Genomic DNA, 21,853 nt, shown 5'->3' on the forward strand with positions numbered 1-21,853 from the left:
ATTGGCATCTTCCGAGGTTCTTGCCTGATACGGAGATAAGCTCATGATTTTCAATGTACAAAATTTTGGCGCCAAAGGAGATGGCATCACTGACGACACAGCGGCGATACAACGTGCAATTGATGCGGCGGCTGCCGCAGGCGGGGGGCAGGTGTATATGCCGACCGGAACTTACATCGTTTCGGGAGGGGCGGAACCTTCCGACGGTTGCCTGATGCTCAAGAGCAACGTCTACCTGTACGGCGACGGCATGGGTGCAACCACCGTCAAGGTGGCTGACGGTTCCGACACCAAGATCACGGGAGTCATCCGCTCCGCCTACGGCGAGGAAACCCACGATTTTGGCGTCAGTAACCTCACCATCGACGGCAACCGTGACAGCACCACGGGCAAGATCGACGGTTGGTTCAACGGCTACATTCCCGGGCAAGCAGGCCACGACTCCAACGTTACCCTCGACAGCGTCGAGATCAAGGATTGCTCCGGGTATGGTTTCGACCCCCACGAGCAGACCGTCAACATGGTCATCAAGAACAGCGTGTCCCACGGCAACGGCCTGGACGGCTTTGTTGCTGACTTCCTCAGCAACAGCACCTTCGAAAACAACGTCGCCTACGACAACGACCGGCACGGTTTCAACATTGTTACCAGCACCCACGACTTCACGCTCACCAATAACGTTGCCTACAACAACGGCGGCAATGGCATCGTGGTGCAGCGCGGCAGCGAGAACATCCCCTCCCCCAGCAACATCACGATCACCGGTGGCGAGGTGTATGGCAACGGCGCCGAAGGGGTGCTGATCAAAATGTCCAGCGAAGTGACGGTCAGCGGCGTCGACATTCACGACAACACCAGCGCCGGGGTCCGTATCTACGGCAGCAACCACGTCGAGCTTATCGACAACACGCTCAACAGCAATTCCCTGGGCAACCCCGTGCCGGAGATCATCATCCAGTCCTACAACGACACCCTGGGCGTCTCCGGCAAGTACTTCAACGGCAGCGATAACACCATCCAGAGCAACATCATCACCGGCAGCAACCTGTCGACCTACGGCGTTGCGGAACGCAATGAAGACGGCACCGATCGCAATGCCATCATCGGCAACACCATCAGCCACACCAGCAACGGTGCCACGCTGGTCTATGGTGACGGCAGCTACGTCAGCGACACGGTGCCGATGATCACGGTGCAAGGCACTGCTGGCAACGACACCCTCCTGGGCAGCTCCGCCAGCGAGATTTTCTACGGCGTTGCCGGCAACGACACCATCAATGGCGGGGCCGGTGACGACATTCTGGTAGGCGGTGCAGGCATCGATAAACTCACCGGCGGTACCGGCGCCGATACGTTCCGTTTCACCACTCAGTCCGACAGTTACCGCAACGCAAGCGCAAGCTTCGATGACACCATCACCGACTTCGATGTCACCCAGGACAAGATCGACCTCGCCGGCCTCGGTTTCACCGGCCTGGGCAATGGCCATGGCAGTACCCTGCAAGTCAGCTACAGCGCCAGCACTAACCGCACCTACATCAAGGACTACGATGCCGACGCCAGTGGCAATCGCTTCGAATTGATACTCTCGGGCAACCTCGCCAGCACTCTGACCGCGAGCAATTTCATCTTCAATCGTGTGCTCACCGGCACCAGCGGCAACGACTCGCTGCTGGGCAGTGATTCGGCCGACACCCTGCTCGGCCTGGCGGGTAACGACAGCCTCAGTGGCGGTGCGGGTGACGACAAACTCGATGGCGGTGCCGGTATGGACACCCTCACCGGTGGCGCCGGAGCGGACACCTTTGTGTTTTCCAATCGCCTGGACAGTTATCGCAATTACAACACCGGTGGTGCCAACCTTGCCGACCTGATCACCGATTTTGATATCACCGCCGACAAGATCGACCTCTCGGCCATGGGGTTCACCGGCCTGGGGGATGGCAAGAACAACACCGTGTACGTGGTGCTCAACAGTACCGGGACCAAGACTTACATCAAGTCCCTTTCTGCCGACGCCGATGGCAACCGCTTCGAAGTGGCACTAAACGGTAACTACCTCGACAAGCTGACCAGCGCCAACTTCGTCTTCGCCACGTCGTCACCGACCAACCACGCGCCGGTTCTGGCCACGCCGCTGCTGGATCAGAACGCAACCGAAAACGCCCCGTTCAGCTACGTGGTGCCAGCCACCAGCTTCACCGATGCGGATAATGACAACCTCAGCTACACCGCCACCCTGGCCGATGGCAGCGCCCTGCCCGCGTGGCTGAGCTTCAATGCCACCAACCTGACCTTCACCGGCACGCCGACCAGCACCGCGTCCGGCAATTACGACGTGCTGGTCAAGGCCACAGACCCAGCCGGTGCTTCGGCCAGCGATAGCTTCGCCTTGGGAGTGGCCAACACTGTCACCGGCACCAACAATGCCGAAACCCTCAACGGCACGGCGGGTGCGGACCTGATCCTCGGCCTCGGTGGCAACGACACGATCAAGGCCGGCGCTGGCGCCGACACCGTCGACGGTGGTGCCGGACGCGACTCGCTGTATGGCGGCGACGGTGCTGACACCTTCCGCTATAGCAACCTGCTCGACAGCTACCGCGACTACGACACGGGTGGTGTCACGGCCACCGATACGATCTATGACTTCACCGCGGGCGTCGACAAGATCGATGTGTCGGGCCTGGGCTTTGTCGGCCTTGGCGATGGCCACAATGGCACGTTGTACATCACCCTCAACGCGGCGGGCGACAAGACCTACATCAAGTCCGCCGAAGCGGATGCCGATGGTAATCGTTTTGAGATAGCCCTCAGCGGCAACTACCTCAACACCCTGACCGCCAGTGACTTCGTGTTTGGCCAGCACGCCCAGCAGGACATCCTCTACCTGCCCACCCTCGGCCAATCCAATGCACGCCTGCTGCGCATGACGGAGGACGACAATCAGTCCGGCACCTCGATGCTGGTCAACGACCTGGACCGCTACACCCCCTATGACGTGCGCAGCCAGTTCACCGATGCCGATGGCAACGGCATCGACATCGCGGTGGGCGGCAGCACGGTCACCGGCCTGTCGACGCTCAGCGCCGAGGAACTCAAGTTGTGCTGGTGGCTGACCGACACCAACCAACCCGGGGCTGCGCTGTTGCGCGCCGTGACGCTGCTGAGCGAACAGCGCTCCGAACTGCAATCGATCAATAACGTCACCATGGGCATCATTTGGGGCCAGGGTGAGGAAGCCGCTCAGGAGATCGCCCAAGCCACGGACAAAGCAGCGGCAGCAGCGGCCTACAAGGATGCGACCCTAAAGGTGTTTGACTACCTGCATGCCCAGTTCGGCAACTTCGACGTGTACATGATGGAGACCGGTCACTACGAGCAGGACGCGGCGCGCGCCCGTGGCTATTCGGAAGAGAAGATTGCCTCCATCGTCGAGGGGGTTGGCTATGTCCACGCCGCCCAGGAAGCCATTGCCGCCGAGCGCGCCGACGTCAAGCTGGCGGTGGACTACAACGACCTCCCCTTGCGACACGAAGTCGATCCGCTGACGTATCCCGACGACGTCTGGCACCTGCATGAGGAATCGGCGGAAATCGTCGGCCAGCGCCTGGCCGACTACATCGCCAATGACCTTGGCTTCCAGGGCAACCCCAACGACAACAACAGCGTGCAGGACATTTTCGACAACAACCGGAAGATGATTTCCGGTACCGACCAGGCGGATACCCTGGTGGGCAGCTCGGGCAACGACACACTGGATGGCGCCTTGGGCGCCGACACCATGACCGGTGGCGATGGCAACGACATCTATGTGGTCGATAACGCGCTCGACCGCGTGATGGAAACCAACACCTCGACCTCGCAGATCGATACGGTGCAAGCCTCGGTCAGCTGGACCCTGGGCGCCAATCTCGAGAACCTGGTGCTCACCGGCGTGTCGGGCATCAACGGCACCGGCAATGAGCAGCACAACTTCATCACCGGCAATGCCGGCAATAATGTGCTCAATGGTGCCGCAGGGGCCGACAGCATGAGCGGCGGCGATGGCAACGACACCTACTATGTCGACAACGCCGACGACGCCGTGATCGAGACCAACAGCAATGCGGCGGCTGGAGGGATCGACAGCGTGCACAGCAGCCTGGCGGCCTATACCCTCGGCAACAACGTCGAGCATCTATATATCGATAGCCCTGGCGCCGCCAATGGCACGGGCAACGCGTTGGACAACACGCTGTTCGCCGGAGCCGGCAATAACGTGCTGGACGGACGCGAGGGCAATGACACGGTTTCTTTTGAACGCGCCGCGTCTGGCGTTACCGTCAGCCTCTCGACGTCAGCGCAACAAAACACTGTGGGCTCCGGGCTCGACACCGTGAAGCTCTTCGAAAACCTCACGGGAAGCGCCTACGCCGACACGCTGTCGGGTAACAGCGCCGCGAACGTTCTGAACGGTGGTGCGGGCAACGATACGTTGGTGGGCGGTTCGGGCGATGACCGGTTGATCGGCGGTGCCGGCACCGACAACCTCACCGGAGGCACTGGCGCGGATACCTACGTGTTTGATGCGCTGACAGACATGGGCGCCGGCGCTTTACGCGATGTGATCAACGGCTTCAAGAGCACCGAGGGTGATCATCTGGACTTCACCGGACTGGACGCTAACCCGATGACCACCGCTGTCGACGCCTTCACCTTCATCGGCAGCAACGCCTTCGACCCTGCCGACGCCACCGGCCAACTGCGCTTTGCCGATGGCATTCTCTACGGCAGTGTCGATGCCGACGCCGCCCCCGAGTTCGAGATCGCACTGGTGGGCGTCACGGCGTTGCACGCCAGCGATTTCACAGCCTGAGTCAAGCCGAGAGGGGATTTGCAGTGCTCGAAAAATCGAGGACAGCCACAGGTCAAAATGCAAGAGCGGGCTTGCCCGCTCCTGCATTTTGCATTCTGGTACGGGGGCAGGCGTCAATTTCGCCAGCGAGAAAAAAACTCGGTCAAGGTAGGTTTTAGAAAGGTGATCCAACCCCTGCCCTTCAGTCCTTGCTCGATTTGGGTATCGCAATACGGCTACTGGTCTTGACCTCGCGTAATGCCAGGCTGGACTGGATGGAGGCAATACCCACCTGGCGCCTGAGCACCTGCTCGATAAAGTCACTGTAGCTATCAAGATCCTCCGCCAACACTTGCAGCACGTAGTCGGCATCCCCGGTGATCTTGTGGCAGGACAACACTTCGGGCAATTGCGCGATCACCGCCTCGAAGTCGTCGGGGGCGTGATCGGCGTGGGTGGAAAAACGGATGTGCACGAATGCCATGATGTCCAGCCCCAACATTCGTCGATCAAGGTTAGCCTGATAGCCCTTAATCACGCCCGCCTCCTCCATTCTCTTACGCCGCCGCCAGCAAGGCGTCAGGCTTAACGACAGGCGCTCACTGAGCTCGGCGTTGGAGATACTCGCATCCTCCTGCAGCAATGCGAGAATCGCCAGGTCGGTGTCGTCGAGACTGATGCGCTTGGATGTTTTTTTCTGCATTGCGCCATTCCTGAGTAAAACCTCCCGTAATATCTACCAAACACCGAAAACAAAGCAAAGAAATCGCATCCGTACCAGAACAAAATATTTGCACTGGTTCACATCAACGGATGCGCACAATGTTTACAGTTTTCAGTGATTCCCACCGTTTACACCACGGCACCGAATTGAAAGACGGCGTGCTCAAGCCGTCCTTCGAACAGCCCAGTCGGGCCGATACCGTCCATCATCGAGTCAAGCAGGTCGGGCTTGGTCAGGTCATCGAGCCGCGAGCCTTTGACCGGTCGTGCTATGTCAACGCGCACAGCGAGCGCTACGTAACCTTTCTGGAATCCGCCTGGTCTGAATGGAGCGCAACCGGACGCACCCACGATGCCTTGCCGCTGGTGTGGCCAGTGCGCGATCTGGCCAACGAGCAAGTGCCGACCTACATCGACGGCAAGTTGGGTTTCTACGCCATGGACGCTGGCTCCCCTATCACCGCCACTACATGGCAAGCGGTAAAAACCAGCGCCGATATCGCGCTGACCGGACTGGCACTGATCGATGAAGGCCACGACAGTGCTTTTGCCCTGTGCCGCCCGCCCGGCCATCACGCAGCACGTGAATACATGGGCGGCTATTGCTATCTCAACAACGCCGCCATTGCCGCACAGCACGCCATTACCCAAGGCGCCAAACGTGTCGCGGTACTGGACGTCGACTTTCATCACGGCAACGGCACCCAGAACATTTTCTACGGGCGCAGTGACGTCATGTTTGTCTCGCTGCACGGCGAACCGACGGTGTCCTATCCGTACTACTCAGGCTACAGCCACGAAGTCGGCGCCGGCCACGGCGAAGGTTACAACCTCAACTACCCATTGCCGAAGAACACCACCTGGGACAGTTACCGTAACGCCCTGCTCCACGCCTGCAAGAAACTTCAGCAATTCGCCCCTGAAGTGCTGGTTATTTCACTCGGCGTCGACACGTTCAAGGACGACCCAATCAGCCACTTCCTGCTGGAAAGCGACGATTTTATCGGCATCGGCGAGCTGATAGCGGGCGTGGGCTGCCCCACCTTGTTCGTGATGGAAGGCGGCTACATGGTCGATGAAATCGGGATCAATGCGGTCAACGTGCTGCATGGTTACGAGACCAAACGCGCCTGAGTCATCCCCTGAATCGCAGCGTTCAACTACTGAATCGGAGAATAAAAACATGACTCTTTTTATAGACGTCGATCATGCCGCACGCCTGTTCGCCAAGGTAGGAATCCGCCGGGCAATCCGCGAAATGGCGGCTTACATCGAAGCTGACTACTCACGCTGGGCGCAGTTTGATAAGTCGCCGCGCACCGCCAATCATTCGGCCGATGGTGTGATCGAGTTGATGCCGACCGACGATGGTCAACAGTACTCGTTCAAATACGTGAATGGTCACCCGGACAATGGTCAAAGCAACTTGCTGACGGTCATGGCCTTCGGTGTCTTGGCCGATGTCCACAGTGGCTATCCAACCTTGCTCAGCGAACTGACGTTGACCACCGCCGTGCGCACCGCCGCGACCTCCGCCCTGGTCGCGAAGTCCCTGGCGCGCCCTGATGCAAACATCATGGCAATCATCGGCAATGGCGCCCAGAGCGAATTTCAAGCCATCGCCTTCTACGAAATGCTCTCCATCAAGGAAATCCGCATTTTCGATATCGATCGCGACGCTTCACTTAAGTTGAAGCACAACCTAGCCGCATTCCCGGATATTGAGGTGATTCTGGCCAGCTCGGTACAGGACGCGGTCAAGGGTGCACACATCGTCACCACGGTCACCGCAGACAAAGCCTATGCAACGATTCTGACGCCCGAGATGATCGAGCCCGGCATGCATATCAATGCCGTCGGCGGTGACTGCCCGGGGAAAACCGAACTGCACGCCGACATCCTGCGCAATGCCCGGGTCATCGTTGAGTTTGAACCTCAAACCCGGATTGAAGGCGATATTCAACAACTGGAGGCCGACTTTCCCGTCGTCGAATTCTTCCGGATTGTTCAAGGTGAATTAGCGGGCCGTGAGAGCGACGCCCAGGTCACGGTTTTCGATTCCGTGGGCTTTGCCCTCGAAGACTTTTCGTCACTGCGCTACGTGCACGACCTGGCACGCGAGCATGCCATTGGTGAGCGCATCCATCTGGTGCCGACGCCGGCCAACATAAAAAACCTCTACCAACTGCTTGATCAGCAGCCAGCAGTTCCCTCGCGCCTGCGCACAGTCAGCTGATCGCCATAGGTGAGGCCTCCTGAGCAAAGTGCCAAGGGGCTACTCACCGTGTGACCGGACGAGAAACCCTGCCACACGCAAACCACCACCGTCAGTAGCCGTTGCATCTCTAACAAGAACGCTAGACACCCACTTTCTGCCAAAACTCAAAAACATAAAATCAAGAGGTTTTGTAATGAAAACGACTCCGTCCGGGCTGCCTGAACAGCCCGCGCTGCAGCGCACCCTCAGCAATCGTCACATTCAGTTAATGGCCATGGGAGGCGCCATTGGCACAGGCCTGTTCATGGGCTCCGGGAAGATCATCGCCCTTTCCGGTACGTCGATCATCCTCATCTATATGATCATCGGCCTGTTCGTCTACTTCGTCATGCGCGCCATGGGCGAACTGTTGCTCTCCAACTTGAACTTCAAAAGCTTCGCGGATTTTGCCGGTGCCTACCTCGGCCCGCGAGCGGCATTCTTCCTCGGCTGGTCGTACTGGCTGAGTTGGAGCGTCGCGGTGGTGGGCGATTCCGTAGTGGTCGGCGGCTTCTTTCAATACTGGTTCCCTGATGTACCCGCCTGGATACCGGCCATTGGCATGCTACTGACGCTGTTCGCCTTGAACGTGCTGACCGTCAGGCTTTTCGGTGAGGTGGAGTTCTGGTTCGCGATCATCAAGATCATTGCCGTCGTCACCTTGATTGGCGTCAGCATGGTGCTGATTGCCAGTTCATTTGTATCGCCCAATGGCGTCACCGCATCCCTGAACCACCTGCTGGATAAACAGGCAGCCTTCCCCAATGGCCTGTTCGGTTTCTTTGCCGGTTTTCAGATGGCCATCTTTTCCTTTGCCGGCACCGAGCTGATCGGCACTGCAGCCGCCGAAACCCGCTCCCCCGAGAAGACCCTGCCTAAAGCCATCAACTCGATTCCGCTGAGAATCATCTTGTTTTATGTGCTGGCACTGGCCTGCATTATTGCAGTGACTTCCTGGCAACAGGTTTCGCCCAACAAGAGCCCTTTCGTCGAACTGTTTCTGGTTGCAGGGTTTCCCGCAGCCGCCGGTATCGTGAACTTTGTGGTGCTGACGTCTGCCGCCTCATCGGCCAACAGTGGCGTATTTTCATCCAGCCGCATGCTGTTTGGGCTGGCCAGTCACGACAATGCACCAGGGATTTTTCGGCGTTTGTCGGGCAATAGCGTGCCTCTGCTGAGCCTGGCGTTCACCACACTGTTGATGCTGGTGGGTGTACTGTTGCTGTTCATCGTTCCGGAAGTCATGACAGCGTTCACCATCGTCTCTACCGTATCGGCGATCCTGGTGATTTTCACTTGGTCGACCATCCTCGCGTCGTACATTGCCTATCGCAGAAGCCGGCCCGACCTGCATGCGCAATCGGCCTACAAGATGCCTGGCGGCGTGCCGATGGCCTGGTTCTCTTTGGCATTCCTGGGCTTTGTTCTCTGTTTGCTGGCATTAAGACCTGACACCCGTATTGCTTTAATGGTCATGCCGGGGTGGTTTATATGGTTGGCAATTGCCTATCAGCTGACCCACACCTGGAGGCCCAAACCCGCAGCTGGATCGATAAGTCAGTACAACTGATTTTACCTGGAGCCTTTGGGGGCAACGCCCTTGGGTGATGTGGCATTTGTGGGGCACCTGCGGGTCGAATAGCTGCAAGCGAAGGCCGTCAAATATCACTGGCGGCCAACTCGCTCCTGCAACCCAACCACCGCCGAGCGGTATGGCAAGTTCTGAGCACTGACTTACACTGCGATACACCAATGCGAACGAATAACTATTCAACGCATCGATCAATCCCACGGCAATCCGGGCATCACGTAATGATCTGGGTGAAGCCAACATGAAAACGGTCACGGCCCTTTTCACCTGTCTACTCGCTGCCAGCGTATGCGCGGCGGCGAGCACTTGTGTTAATGCTGCACCAACCTTCAAGACCAGCTTCGACTGCGCCGAGGCAAAGGCGTCCGTCGAAAAACTGATCTGTCGTGATCCGCAACTGGCGCAGATGGATATCGAACTGACACGTCTTTATCGCCTGGCGCTCACGGATGAACATTCAGTGCCGCGTCCGGACAAAATCATGATCGACCAGCAGTTTTGGGTCGATGCGCGCAATCAGTGCGCCTCCACACCTGTACCCAAGACGTGCACAGTCCGCAGTTATGCCGAGCGCGCGTACCAGCTGCGCCAAGGCTCGGCCATCGTGAGAACCAAGGACCCACACAGACTCACCGAGGGCCCCCTGGCTTTTCGTTGTACAGGGCTTGACCCGCTGGTTGCCGCCACCTTCTTCACCACGCAGCCTGGTGTCGTGTACCTGAAATGGGCGAACACCTCGATCGTCCTGAACCAGGAGCCGAGTGATTCGGGAACCCGATACACAGGCAAGGACTCCCAGGGGAATTACAGTTTCTGGCAAGACGGTGACGTGGTGCTATTCCAGAAGCCAGGCTCAGGGTCAATGAGTTGCAAGGCTGAGCCGGTCGGTTGATGTCGCTGGCGCAAGTCCGACGCCCTACTCCCTGCCCCAAAACCTGCACGCAAAAAAAAGCCCCGAAACCACATAAGGTACGGGGCAAAAAATTGGTTGGTTGCGGCCAACCAAAGGAGCGTTCTTCAAAGCAGTTACGGGTTACAGGCATTCCTGCGCGGCACGTTCGAAACTCGAAGGCATGAAGTTCGATGCCAGCAAGTGACGCTCGTACAAAAACACCTTGCCGCCGTTCGGGGCTTTGTAGGCTTCCAGAACGTTGTCCGCGGCGACTTTGCTCGGCACCACGATCCGGTAGCTACGCTGGGTTTGCGAGACCGTCGGGTGCAGTGCGCTGCCCTGCAACTTCGGCACCACGCAATCGGCGTACTCGGCAGGCGTTTTTTTCGTCTGCAAGGTCAGCGTCGGGTCGTTCGGCGCGGAGGCACAACCGGCCAGCAGTAAGGTGGCGAAAGCCATGACAGGAACAAATAAAGGGCGCATCGGCGAAGTCCTGAAGTAAAAAATCTGTTTTGTTGCGCAACGGGTCACTGTCGTTGCGGTTATGGTCTGGGTGTTCAGCCAGCAGTCACCAGGGTTTTGAGCGAGTCATCGAACTGCTTCAAGGCGCTGAGTTGCAGGTCGCGTTGCTGGTCGATCTGGGCGGCAATCTCGGCTGCAGCTTTACGGTGTACCCAGACCGAAGGCATTTGCTTCTCGACGGCGCCTTCGGCCTTGCCGATGTATTGCAGGTTGGCGTCGTAGAACCGTGCGGCGAAACGCGCTTCGACCTGACTGTTGCGTTGGGTCAGCAGACGGTTATGCGTATCGAGCATCACCACTACATCCGGATGGGCCTGCACCAGCGCATCGAGGTTGTTGTAGACGGTCACCGACAGGAACTGCTGCTGTAACGAACTCATCAGCCAGTCGATTGCAAACTCTGGGTCGGAGCTGTTGATGAACGCGTCGCGAATCCGCGCATCCAGCGCATCGCGCGCGCCGTTCACCGCCACATCGTGGTAACGCTCGAGGTATTGCAGGTTGTCCAGGGTGTTTTCGCTGTACAGCACACCGACGGTTTGCGAATGCTGCAACCCGGTACTGGCGCCGGCGATGGGCAGAAAATGGCACGATTGGGCGTCGTCTGCGTAGGCGGTTGCAGCAGTAGCAACCCCGCCCATCAACAGGGCGACAATTGCCAGTCGGGTCAATGTCTTCATCGCGCAAATTCCTTGAGCTGCGTCTTCGATGGAGGCGATTTTCCGCCTTTACCCGACCCAGCAGAACTTGCGTTCCTTGATTGTCACTATCACTTGAACCGATAGTTGCGCCGTCCTCGATCACGCGACGCTCAACTGATTTCTCCCCTGCGACTTCGCCGCGTAAAGCGCGCGATCTGCACGACCGATCAGTGCCTTTTCATCAGGGTCGCTGCCGTCGGCGACATATGTCGCCAACCCCAGGCTGACGGTCACGATACCTAACGGGCTCGACAAATGCGCAAGCTGCTCGGCCGCAATACCCGACAGGATCGCCTCGGCAACCTTGCGCGCTCCTGACTCGTCCGTATTGGGCATCACCACGGCGATTTCTTCCCCGCCATAACGAGCCGCCATGTCACCCGGGCGACGTACACAGTGCTTGATCGCCTGACTGATGATCCGCAGGCATTCGTCTCCAGCGAGATGGCCGTAGTGATCGTTGTAGCGTTTGAAAAAGTCCACATCGATCAGAATCAGTGACAACGGGCTTGCGAGTCGCTTGGCGCGTTTGAGTTCGACATCCAGAAACTGATCGAAATGCCGGCGGTTGGCGAGGCCGGTGAGTTTGTCTACGCTGGCGAGAACTTCCAGTGTCTGGTTAAGCTCGATCAGTGCGGTTTGGGTCGCGAGCAATTTTTCCTCCGCCCGAATACGCCGGCTGATGTGGGAAATCAGCCTGCGCCCCAGTGCGACCAGGAGCCCCAACAACAGCAGCACCACAGCGACGGATTGCTTTGTCTGACTGAGCCACGCTTGCATTGCCTCGGCCTGCCCCACCGCAACCGTCGTGACGACAGGATATTGATCGTTTCTCTTGAACGCGTAGAGGCGATGGATGCCATCTACTTTCGACGCAAAGTCCACGGTGCCTGATGAGGTGTTGCGCAAGTATTCGGAGAATATGGGTGCGTGAGACAGGTCACGGCCGATGTCTTCCACTTGAAAGGGATACCGCACCAGCAGGCGCCCTTCGGATGAAGTCAGGCTGATGGCGCCGAATTGCCCCACGTGGATGCTTCGATAAAGTTTGAGGAAGTGTTCGAGGCTGATGGTTGCGGCGATCACCCCGGCAAAACTTCCATCGGGGTGATCGATGCGTCGGCTGACCGAAATCACCCAGGTGCAAGTGACACGGCTGAGAATCGCCGGGCCGATATAGATACCGCGATCCGCGACGTCTCGGTGATGCTTGAAGAACGCCCGATCTGCGTTGTTGCTATTGGATGAGATCAGCATGTTGGTCGAGAATAGCCAGTCCCCTTGGGCGTCATATAGCACCACATTATTTAATTGCGGGAGCGCATCCATCTGCTGGGCAACCAACTTGCTCAGCCGTTCGAGTTGCTCCGGGCCGGTGCCGTCTTTCTCGATCCTTTCTGTCAGGCCCAGCAACAGCACTTCACTTTGCTTGAAGGTGCCCTCGGTGTAAGTGTTGAGCGCCTGAGTCAGGTTCAATGTATCGGTATTGATGTCGCTCAAGGTGTTCTGTCGGGCTGTCCATGTCTGCCAGGCCGTCAGCAGCACCACGGAGACACACACCAGAAAGATCAGAAAAGTGGCAAGTCGAAGATCGCGTTTCAAGGAAGTACCGGGCTGTTGAGTACACTGGCGTCAAAGGCTGCGCATTATAGAAGGCTTTTAGCCATCACTGCTGATGCATATGCATAGGTCAGCCTTGCGCCGGGAATGCCTCCACCCTCAGTTTCTCCATCACCAGTTCAATGAAGGCCGATACCGCCAACGGCAGATGCTGCCGGCTCGGGTAAAGCACGTGCAGGCCAAAGCCCGCACGCTGGAAGTGTGGCAACACGCGTACAAGTCGGCCCGCCTGAAGATCGAGCATGGCGAGCGTCGGCGGCAGCAGTGCGATGCCCAGGCCGGCCACCGTAGCCTTGCGCAGTGCCTGGGCCGTGTTACCGGAAAAACGGCTGGCGATTTGCACCTCTTCCTCCACGCCCTCTGGTCCGGTCAGACGCCAGGTGGTGAAGCCGCTGGGATGGGCGAAACTCACGCAGTCATGGTTCACCAGGTCCTGCAGCGTACCGGGCATACCGCGAGCAGCGATGTAAGCCGGACTCGCCACCAGGCCCTCGCTGCCTGCACTGAAGAGCTGGCGCCCGACGTAACCTGAGTCTTGCAGCGGACCGCCGCGAAACGCGATGTCGATACGCTCGGCGATCAAGTCGGCGCGGGCATCACTGAGCACGAAGTCAAGCCGCACCCGCGGATGCGCGGCGAGAAAATCAGCCACCCATTCCATGGGGAAGAAGTCGAAGAAATCCGCCGTCGCCGCGACGCGCACCAAGCCGCTGGGTTCCTGGCTGCCCGTCATCAACTCGTGCCCCGCCTCGATCAGCCCGTCCACCGCGCCCACGCAGCGCTCGTGAAAAGCCTGCCCGGCATGGGTCAGCGTCAACTTGCGCGTGGAGCGTTGCAGCAGTCGTGTGTCGAGTTGTGCCTCGAGCTGCTGGACACGCCGGCTGACGGTGTTGGGCGGCATGCCCAGCCGCCGCGCCGCTTCGGCGAAGCTGCCGCTGCGGACCACTTGGACAAACAAGGCAATGTCATTCAAGTCGAGCATGAGGCGATAATTCCAGCAAAAAATGGATGGGCGCAATCCAATTGTGCCATCTAATCAACCAATCCGGGCGCGCTTATCCTTCTTGCATCGCGGCAGTTAGCCCTCTAACTGCGTAAACCACAGGCAAGGACATCGTTCCCCATGACTCAAACTTCATCCCTCTCCCCTATTCAAAATCGCATCCTTTGGGGTGTTCGCATCTTTCTGGCCTTGGCGTTCGCTGCGGCCGGCATCGCCAAGCTGGCCGGCGCTCCGCAGATGATTCAGGTATTCGATGCCGTCGGCCTTGGGCAATGGTTCCGCTACCTCACCGGTGCCATTGAAGTGGCTGGCGCTGTGTTGCTGCTGATCCCGGTCACGAGCTTTTTCGCCGGGCTGCTGCTGACGGCGACCATGACCGGCGCAGTGGTCACGCATCTCTTTGTGATTGGCGGCAATCCCGCCCCTGCCCTGGTGCTGCTGGCAATGTCTGCCTTCGTGGCCTGGCGTCGGAAGCCTGCGACCTTGCTCGGTGCCGCGCGCTGATCCATCCCAAGGCGATCGGCTCAAGACTTGAGGAAAACCTATGAACAGCATCGTTGCAACACCAACGCGCGCCATCATTCACCGCACATCCGGCAGCACTCACGGGCCGATCACGCGGCTCATGAGCCCTGGCGACCTGGGCCAGTTGTTGAAACCTTTTGTGTTTCTTGATCTCTTCGGCTTCAAGCCCCAAGGCGGGCAGAAAGGTTTCGGCATGCACCCGCATTCAGGGATCGCAACACTGACCTACATGATTGAGGGCGGCGTGAAGTACGAAGACACCACGGGCAAGACGGGCGTGCTGCCCACCGAAGGTGTGGAGTGGATGCGCGCCGGTAATGGCGTGTGGCACGACGCTAAGCCAATCGGTGACAGCTCAATATCGGGCTTCCAGCTCTGGGTCGCGCTACCCGTTTCGCACGAAAACACACCGGCGGAAAGTCTCTACCTGGCGCCCTCGCAGATCCCGCAAGCAGGCCCGGCGCGTGTGCTGCTCGGACGCTATGGCGCAGCGCAAAGTGCGATTGCGGCACCTTCGGACATGAACTACCTCGTCGTGCGCTTGAAAGACGGAGAACGCTGGCGCTACACACCTCCCGCCGGCCACAACGTGGCGTGGCTGGCGGTCAATGCCGGTCGGCTGGACGTCGGTGGCCCGGTCATTACTGGCGAGTTGGCGGTGTTCGAGGAGTCAGACCAACCCATCGATTTCGTGGCGCACGGCGACACGTCTTTCGTGCTGGGCTCGGCGGTGAAGCACCCACATGATTTGGTGATGGGTCGTTATTCAGTACACACCAGCCGAGCGGCACTGGCGCAGGGCGAAGCTGAAATTCAGCGTATTGGCGCGCGTCTGTTTCATGAGGGACGGCTGGCCTAGCACTCGCTAATGCCATATCTGCATCACTTGGTAAAAACCTGATATGTTGTACGATGACAGATGAGTTGGCGTAATTCATCTGTCATCCTCGCACCTATAACAACAAGGAATTACCCATGAAAAAAGTGAAACTGATTATCGGTTTTTTATGCCTGTTCAGTGGCTACGTGGCGGCCTCCCCCACATCGAGCGAGAAGGATGTTGCCGCTGCGGTAGACCATCTGACTCAAGCGATGCTGACCAAAAACGTCCCACAACTGAATGCGCTCACCGCTGAAAACCTGACCTACGGGCATTCCAGCGGGAAAATCCAGGACAAGAAAGAATTCATCGCCGATATCGAAACCGGAAAAAGCGCTTTCAAAACGCTGGAGATGCAGAACCAGAAAATCACCGTCTCGGGTGATGTGGCGTTGGTCCGCCATCATTTTTCGGCGCAAGCCATCAAGGGCACCGAGATTGTTCCCACGGAAATCGAGAACTTTCAGATCTGGCAAAAGCAGCAAGGAAAATGGTTACTGGTAGGACGACAAGCGTTCCGGCTCTGACTGTCGCATAAGCCGGTTTTCGGCCAACGCGTGGCCACTCCTCAGTCCCTTGCGGCAAGAATTAAGTGGGGTGTCAGGCAGTTGCAATGCTGGATCGCGAGCAAGCCCGCTCTCACACTGGATTGCCTGTGAACACATTATTTGTGCACGTCAGCGATCACATATGGGAGCGGGCTTGCTCGTCCGTCGCTACACCGCTAGACAGCAGCCTTGAACCCCTCCTCCCTTTGCAACGCCCGAGCCTGTGCGCCACGTTCCTACGATTTGCCCGGGAGCGAATGCGGTATGTCAGGCAGACCGCATCAGTTGGATACACGACTGCTTCGCAGCCGAACGCAGCCTTCGGCAGCTGCTACAGATCGCGCTGGGAGCCAGGTAATCAGCCGTCAATCATCCTCATGCAACTTGATCCCACGCTTATGCAGCAGATACGGCACCAGCAGCACCAACAACGTCACCGCCAGCACCGACGCCGCAATCGGTTGTGTCACAAATATCATCCAGTCGCCCTGGCTGATGGATAAGGCGTTACGCAGTTGTTTTTCCGCCATTGGCCCCAGCAGCATGCCGACGATCACCGGGGCGACGGGAAAATCGAAACGCCGCATCAACACCCCCGCCCAGCCGATGCCCAGCATCAGTAACAAGTCGAAGGATGAGTGGCGCATGCCGTACACGCCGATGGTGGCGAACACCAGGATCCCGGCGTTCAGGTACGGCCGAGGGATTTGCAAGAGTTTGACCCACAGCCCCACCAGCGGCAGGTTCAGCACCAGCAGGATGACGTTGCCGATGTACAAGGAGGCCACCAGGGTCCAGACCAGTTCGCCCGAGGTCTGGAACAGCAGCGGCCCCGGTTGCAGGTTGTAGTTCTGGAACGCTGCCAACAGAATCGCCGCCGTGGCGGAGGTCGGTATGCCCAGGGTCAGCAGCGGCACCAGTGAGCCGGTGGCGCTCGCGTTGTTTGCCGCTTCGGGACCTGCGACGCCTTCGATGGCGCCTACGCCCTTGCTGGCGGCGAATTCTTTCGGGTACTTGCTGAGTTTGCGTTCAGTGGAATAGGACAGGAACGTCGGGATTTCCGCGCCACCGGCCGGAATCGACCCGAAGGGAAAACCGATCAAGGTGCCCCGTAACCACGCCGGGACCGAGCGTTTCCAGTCGGCGCGAGTCATCCATAACGAGGTCAGGCGGTGTCGGCTGGCCGTTTCTTCCTTTTGGTAAAGCACGCCGTACAAGGCCTCACCGACGGCAAACAACCCCACCGCGACCAGCACCACTTCGATGCCATCGACCAGCTCGGGAACCCCCAAGGTGTAGCGGGCAATGCCTGACGTCGAGTCGAGGCCGATCAAACCGATGGTCAGCCCGATGCCCAATGAAGCAAAGCCGCGCAGCATCGACGCGCCGAGCACTGCCGACACGGTGGTGAAGGCCAGCACCAGAATCGCGAAATACTCCGCCGGCCCGAATTTCAGCGCCAGCGTGGCCACGAGGGGCGCGAACAACGTCAGCAAGATCGTTGCGATGGTGCCGGCCACGAATGAACCGATGGCGGCCGTTGCCAGCGCCGGACCTGCCCGTCCGTTGCGGGCCATGAGGTTGCCTTCCAGGGCCGTGACCATGGAGGACGATTCCCCCGGCGTGTTGAGCAGGATCGAGGTGGTGGAGCCGCCAAATTGAGCGCCGTAATAGATGCCGGCGAACATGATCAGTGCCCCGGTCGGGTCGACCTTGGCGGTAATCGGCAGCAGCAAGGCGACGGTCAGCGCCGGGCCGATCCCCGGCAACACACCAATTGCAGTGCCCAGCAGACAACCGATAAAACCCCACATCAGATTGATCGGCGTCAGCGCGCCAGCGAAGCCGACTGCCAGATTCGAGAGAATATCCACCTTGTCGACCTCCTTCGGCCTGGATCAGATCCAGGCGTTGATCAAGGGCGGAAGGGAAACCCCTAGCCCGGCGGTGAAAAGCCAGTAGATCGGCAGTGCCAGAGCGATGCCGATGGCCAGGTCCCGCACCGGGCTGCGGCTGCCGAAGCCTCGCGCCGAACAGGCAAACAGCAATGCAGCAGCCAAGACGAAGCCGATGTAGGAAATGAGCAACGCCACGCCCAGCAGCCCTGCCGTAACCCAGGTCGCCCCGGACTTGCCGCCGGGCTCGGCCCCGGAAGTCTCATGATCATCGGCGAGGTTGCGAAAACCACCGGTGAGCGCCTGATAGCCCATCAACAGACCGACGGCGCCCAGAAATGCCGCGACGGCATAGGGGTAGACGTAGGCCGGCATGATCACGAACCCCATCTCGGCGGGAAACCGCGAGGCGCCGACCGCCAATACCGCACTGATCACGACAATACCGACGCCAATCGCCAGTTGGGCCGGCCTTACGCTCCAGCGCCCGGCCATCTCAAAGCAGCCCGACCTTGACCAGCATCGCGCGCAGGCGTCCGTGCTCCTCATCGACGAATTTGCCGAAATCATCCCCGGTCAGAATGCTCGGCGACCACGCATTGGTTTTTACGTTTTCCTGCCAGACGGCGCTTTTGGTGGCGGTCAGCACGGCTTCCGTCAGTGCCTTGCGCTGTTCAGGCGTCAGCCCCGCGGCGCCGTAAACACCCCGCCAGTTGCCGATCGTCACGTCGTAGCCAGACTCTTTGAGCGTCGGTGCATCGATGCCTTCAACGCGGTTGGGCGCGCCGACGGCCAGTAAGCGGAACTGTTTGGACTGCACGTATTTGGCCAGCTCGGCGTAGCCGCCGGTGATCACCGTGATGTGCCCCCCCAGCACCGCGGCAACGACTTCGCCGCCACCGGCGAAGGCAACGTAATTGACCTTGTTGACGGGGATGTCCATTTTGCTCGCCAGTTCGGCGATGCCGATGTGGTCGATCGAACCCTTGGAGCCACCGCCCCATTTGATGCTGGACGGGTTGGCTTTGAAGTCCTTGAGCAAGTCCTCAAGGTTTTTGTACGGCGAGTCGTCGCGTACGGCGATCACGTTGTATTCGGTAAACAGCCGGGCGATCGGGGTTACGTCCTTCAAGGTGATTTGCGGTTTGTTCTGCTCGATGGACGCGACCATGATCGCGCCGACCACGATCAGCGCATCGGGGTCGCCCTTGGTGGCGTTGGCAAATTGCGCCAACCCCAGGGTCCCGCCGGCGCCACCCTTGTTCTCGAAGGTGGCGGCTTTGGCCGTTTGGGCCTCGACCATGGCTTTGCCCAGGACTCGCGCTGTCTGGTCATAACCGCCACCGACGGAACCTGGGGCCATGAACTTGACGGTGTCCAGGGCAAAAACGGGTGATGCGAGTGCGGCGGCGGTAATGAAAGCGGCGAGGTTGCTGCTGAATCGACGGGCCAGTGCAAACATGAGACGTCTCCGGATAGCCGTTCTTGTTGTTTTCGATCAGGGAGAGCCCCTGTTCGGTGAGCATTCGTCTGGAAACAAGCGTAGGTCATAGATGTGTTTGTTGACGGCCTTTGTGCTGATGCGCCGTTAATCAAAGACAGCACATCGACTCAATATCCGCATCGAAATCTACGCAACCATAGGCCTTGTGAACCCATCCACAATCCACTCGCAAGGACATCATCATGGCCATCGCAAAAGCAGCACCTGGCAAAACCCTGCTGAACCCAACCGACCACACCCTGATCATGATCGATCACCAGTCGCAAATGTCCTTTGCGACCAAGTCGATCGATGCCGTCACCCTGCGCAATAACGCCGCACTGGTGGCCAAGGCAGCCCGGGGCTTCAACGTGTCGACCATCCTCACCACCGTCGCCGAGAAAAGCTTCTCCGGCCCGATCTTCGACGAAATCAAATCGGTGTTCCCGGAACACAAGGTGATCGACCGTACTAGCATGAACACCTGGGAAGACGAGCGCATTGCCGTTGAAGTCAACGCCATCGGCAAACAGAAAATCGTCCTGGCCGGTCTGTGGACCTCCGTGTGCATCGTTGGCCCGGCACTGTCGGCCCTTGACCAAGGCTTCGAGGTGTACTTCATCGCCGATGCCTGTGGCGATGTCTCCATCGAAGCCCATGAAATGGCCGTGCAGCGCATGATCCAGCTCGGTGCCCGCCCAATGACTTCGCTGCAATACCTGCTTGAACTGCAGCGCGACTGGGCACGCACCGAGACTTACGACGAGACGGTGAAAACCTCCATCGCCAACGGTGGTGCCTATGGTCTGGGCCTGATCTACGCCAAGACCATGTTCCATGCCTCTGAAGGCCATTGAGAATAAATAGCGACTCTTCGGAGTCGCTGTTTCAGGCGGGAGATCAATCATGTTTTCTATACAAACCCTCCCGCGCATTTCCGGTCGGAAGGACGTACCCAGGGCGTCCTTCTGGCTCTGCGTGTTTTTTGCCGGAACAGCCCTGGCGGATGAGGCACCGGATTCCGCGCAAGGATTTCTCGAGGGCGGGAAGCTTGAGGTGCTCAGTCGAAATTTCTTCCTCAACAGCGACTACCGCTCACCCCAGCCTTCGGGCAAGAACTACAAACAAGAGTGGGCTCAAGGCTTTATCGGCTCATTTGAATCCGGATTCACCCCCGGCACGTTAGGTTTCGGCGTCGACAGCCACGCTTTTATGGGGCTGAAGCTCGACGGCGGCAAAGGGCATTCGGGAACCGGGTTACTGCCGCTGGACAGTGACGGTCGCAGCGAAGACAACTATTCCAGTGCCGGTGGCGCGTTGAAAATCAGGGCCTCCCGAACCACCCTGGCCTTCGGTGAAATGACCGTGGAAACCCCGGTGTTCGACACCTCCGACAAACGCCTGCAACCGGAATACGCCACGGGCTTTCTGTTGAACAGCAACGAAATCGACAACATGAAACTGGTGGCGGGTCATTTCACGGCGTTCAAGAATCAGGACAACACGACAAGCAAGGGCAACTTTTACGGCTACGGCGCCAACACCGAAGCCGGTGGCATCACGTTTCTGGGCACCGACCTGTTCACACACAGTCCTGTCGGCGGCGCGTTGTACGCCTCCGAGCTGAGCGACACCTGGCGCCAGTATTACGCCAACCTGCACCTGAAACAGTCCGCCGTGTTCCTCGACGCCAACCTGTACCGGACGCAGGACACCGGCAAAGCGCTGGCCGGCGCCATCGACAACACCGCCTACAGCCTCTCGGGCAAATACACCCTTGATGCCCATGCCTTCACCCTGGCCTGGCAACGCATCAATGGCGATACACCGTTCGACTTCGTCGGTGGCGACTCGATTTACCTGGCCAACTCGATCAAGTACGCCGACTTCAACGGCGCCCACGAACGCTCCTGGCAGGCACGCTACGACCTCGACCTCGGCGCTTATGGCATCCCCGGCCTGAGTTTCATGACGCGTTATGTCCGGGGCAGCGACATCGACGGCACCCGTGCGCCCAAGGGTGGGGCTTACAACCCGTTCGACCCGACCATCGGCGAGTACGTGCCTCAACAGGGCGATGGCGGGCGGCATTGGGAGCGCGACATCGATCTGCGCTATATCGTGCAATCAGGTTCCGCCAAGGGTCTGTCAGTGCAACTGTCCCATGTGTCTCATCGGGCCAACACCGCTCAGGCGGGCGATGACATCGACAGGGTTTACGTTGTCATCCAGTACCCGTTGACCTTCGGGCACCTGTGATCGAGGTCACCGTGGAAATGGCGGAAGGCAGCCGGAGTCGAACCTGCCCGGGAACGGATGCCGTCCCCAACCGGGTTTGAAGCCCGGCCGCGCCACCGGGCGCGATTGCCTTCCTTG

18 protein-coding genes and 1 tRNA gene are annotated in these 21,853 nt (G+C 59.0%); 10 read left to right on the forward strand and 9 right to left on the reverse strand.

The features are described from left to right. Window positions 1-43 precede the first annotated feature (43 nt). Entirely contained in the window at window positions 44-4,858 is a 4,815-nt protein-coding gene (locus ACEN9A_RS14255; RefSeq protein ID WP_413386302.1) for a M10 family metallopeptidase C-terminal domain-containing protein, read from the forward strand. 181 nt (window positions 4,859-5,039) lie between these two features. Here ACEN9A_RS14255 and ACEN9A_RS14260 read toward each other — a convergent pair whose 3' ends face one another. Then, the gene (locus tag ACEN9A_RS14260) at window positions 5,040-5,540 is read right to left on the reverse strand and encodes an Lrp/AsnC family transcriptional regulator (protein WP_018925946.1); all 501 of its coding nucleotides are present in this window, start codon (window positions 5,538-5,540) and stop codon (window positions 5,040-5,042) included. A 119-nt stretch (window positions 5,541-5,659) separates the two neighbouring features. Between ACEN9A_RS14260 and ACEN9A_RS14265 the strand changes: the two genes are divergently transcribed. The 4 genes from ACEN9A_RS14265 to ACEN9A_RS14280 all read left to right on the forward strand — a co-directional run bounded on the left by ACEN9A_RS14265 (window position 5,660) and on the right by ACEN9A_RS14280 (window position 10,300). Continuing rightward, complete coding sequence (locus ACEN9A_RS14265; RefSeq protein ID WP_258674098.1) at window positions 5,660-6,694, forward strand: histone deacetylase family protein; 1,035 nt, start codon at window positions 5,660-5,662, stop codon at window positions 6,692-6,694. Window positions 6,695-6,743: 49 nt separating this feature from the next. Beyond that, window positions 6,744-7,796 carry an ornithine cyclodeaminase gene (gene ocd, locus ACEN9A_RS14270; RefSeq protein WP_258674182.1) on the forward strand — a complete coding sequence of 351 codons (1,053 nt, stop codon included), beginning with the start codon at window positions 6,744-6,746 and terminating at the stop codon, window positions 7,794-7,796. Window positions 7,797-7,971: 175 nt separating this feature from the next. Beyond that, a complete protein-coding gene (locus ACEN9A_RS14275; protein ID WP_258674099.1) occupies window positions 7,972-9,387 on the forward strand; it encodes an amino acid permease in 1,416 nt (471 codons plus the stop codon). Between the two features lie 262 nt (window positions 9,388-9,649). After that, entirely contained in the window at window positions 9,650-10,300 is a 651-nt protein-coding gene (locus ACEN9A_RS14280) for an MliC family protein (RefSeq protein WP_258674101.1), read from the forward strand. A 141-nt stretch (window positions 10,301-10,441) separates the two neighbouring features. Here ACEN9A_RS14280 and ACEN9A_RS14285 read toward each other — a convergent pair whose 3' ends face one another. From ACEN9A_RS14285 to ACEN9A_RS14300, 4 genes are all read right to left on the reverse strand, one after another. Continuing rightward, window positions 10,442-10,783: a YajG family lipoprotein gene (locus ACEN9A_RS14285; RefSeq protein WP_007938318.1), complete on the reverse strand. Its 342-nt coding sequence runs from the start codon at window positions 10,781-10,783 to the stop codon at window positions 10,442-10,444. Between the two features lie 74 nt (window positions 10,784-10,857). Next, window positions 10,858-11,502, reverse strand: coding sequence for an ATPase (locus tag ACEN9A_RS14290; protein ID WP_258674102.1), 645 nt, complete (start codon window positions 11,500-11,502; stop codon window positions 10,858-10,860). A gap of 120 nt (window positions 11,503-11,622) precedes the next feature. Beyond that, complete coding sequence (locus tag ACEN9A_RS14295) at window positions 11,623-13,125, reverse strand: sensor domain-containing diguanylate cyclase (RefSeq protein ID WP_026345902.1); 1,503 nt, start codon at window positions 13,123-13,125, stop codon at window positions 11,623-11,625. A gap of 88 nt (window positions 13,126-13,213) precedes the next feature. Continuing rightward, entirely contained in the window at window positions 13,214-14,125 is a 912-nt protein-coding gene (locus ACEN9A_RS14300; protein ID WP_138867557.1) for a LysR family transcriptional regulator, read from the reverse strand. 141 nt (window positions 14,126-14,266) lie between these two features. Here ACEN9A_RS14300 and ACEN9A_RS14305 point away from each other — a divergent pair, with 141 nt between their 5' ends. The 3 genes from ACEN9A_RS14305 to ACEN9A_RS14315 all read left to right on the forward strand — a co-directional run bounded on the left by ACEN9A_RS14305 (window position 14,267) and on the right by ACEN9A_RS14315 (window position 16,078). Further along, complete coding sequence (locus ACEN9A_RS14305) at window positions 14,267-14,650, forward strand: DoxX family protein (protein WP_258674105.1); 384 nt, start codon at window positions 14,267-14,269, stop codon at window positions 14,648-14,650. A gap of 40 nt (window positions 14,651-14,690) precedes the next feature. Continuing rightward, complete coding sequence (locus ACEN9A_RS14310) at window positions 14,691-15,530, forward strand: pirin family protein (RefSeq protein WP_258674106.1); 840 nt, start codon at window positions 14,691-14,693, stop codon at window positions 15,528-15,530. Between the two features lie 116 nt (window positions 15,531-15,646). Then, the gene (locus ACEN9A_RS14315; RefSeq protein ID WP_019649843.1) at window positions 15,647-16,078 is read left to right on the forward strand and encodes a nuclear transport factor 2 family protein; all 432 of its coding nucleotides are present in this window, start codon (window positions 15,647-15,649) and stop codon (window positions 16,076-16,078) included. Between the two features lie 386 nt (window positions 16,079-16,464). On the opposite strand, the gene ACEN9A_RS14320 is transcribed toward ACEN9A_RS14315, so the two are convergent. From ACEN9A_RS14320 to ACEN9A_RS14330, 3 genes are read right to left on the reverse strand one after another with little or no spacing between them, the layout of a single operon-like run. Beyond that, window positions 16,465-17,973, reverse strand: a complete 1,509-nt coding sequence (locus tag ACEN9A_RS14320; protein WP_019649844.1) for a tripartite tricarboxylate transporter permease — start codon at window positions 17,971-17,973, stop codon at window positions 16,465-16,467. Window positions 17,974-17,997: 24 nt separating this feature from the next. Next, window positions 17,998-18,489, reverse strand: a complete 492-nt coding sequence (locus ACEN9A_RS14325; RefSeq protein WP_111453354.1) for a tripartite tricarboxylate transporter TctB family protein — start codon at window positions 18,487-18,489, stop codon at window positions 17,998-18,000. 1 nt (window position 18,490) lies between these two features. Further along, window positions 18,491-19,456 (reverse strand): tripartite tricarboxylate transporter substrate binding protein, encoded by a 966-nt coding sequence (locus tag ACEN9A_RS14330; protein ID WP_019649846.1) that lies wholly within the window; start codon window positions 19,454-19,456, stop codon window positions 18,491-18,493. 224 nt (window positions 19,457-19,680) lie between these two features. Between ACEN9A_RS14330 and ACEN9A_RS14335 the strand changes: the two genes are divergently transcribed. Continuing rightward, a complete protein-coding gene (locus ACEN9A_RS14335; protein WP_019649847.1) occupies window positions 19,681-20,334 on the forward strand; it encodes a hydrolase in 654 nt (217 codons plus the stop codon). Between the two features lie 49 nt (window positions 20,335-20,383). Then, entirely contained in the window at window positions 20,384-21,736 is a 1,353-nt protein-coding gene (locus ACEN9A_RS14340) for an OprD family porin (RefSeq protein ID WP_258674107.1), read from the forward strand. Between the two features lie 18 nt (window positions 21,737-21,754). Here ACEN9A_RS14340 and ACEN9A_RS14345 read toward each other — a convergent pair. Then, window positions 21,755-21,850, reverse strand: a tRNA-Sec gene (locus tag ACEN9A_RS14345). Window positions 21,851-21,853: the final 3 nt, after the last annotated feature.

The sequence above is a fragment of the Pseudomonas sp. Pseusp18 genome (assembly GCF_059506005.1).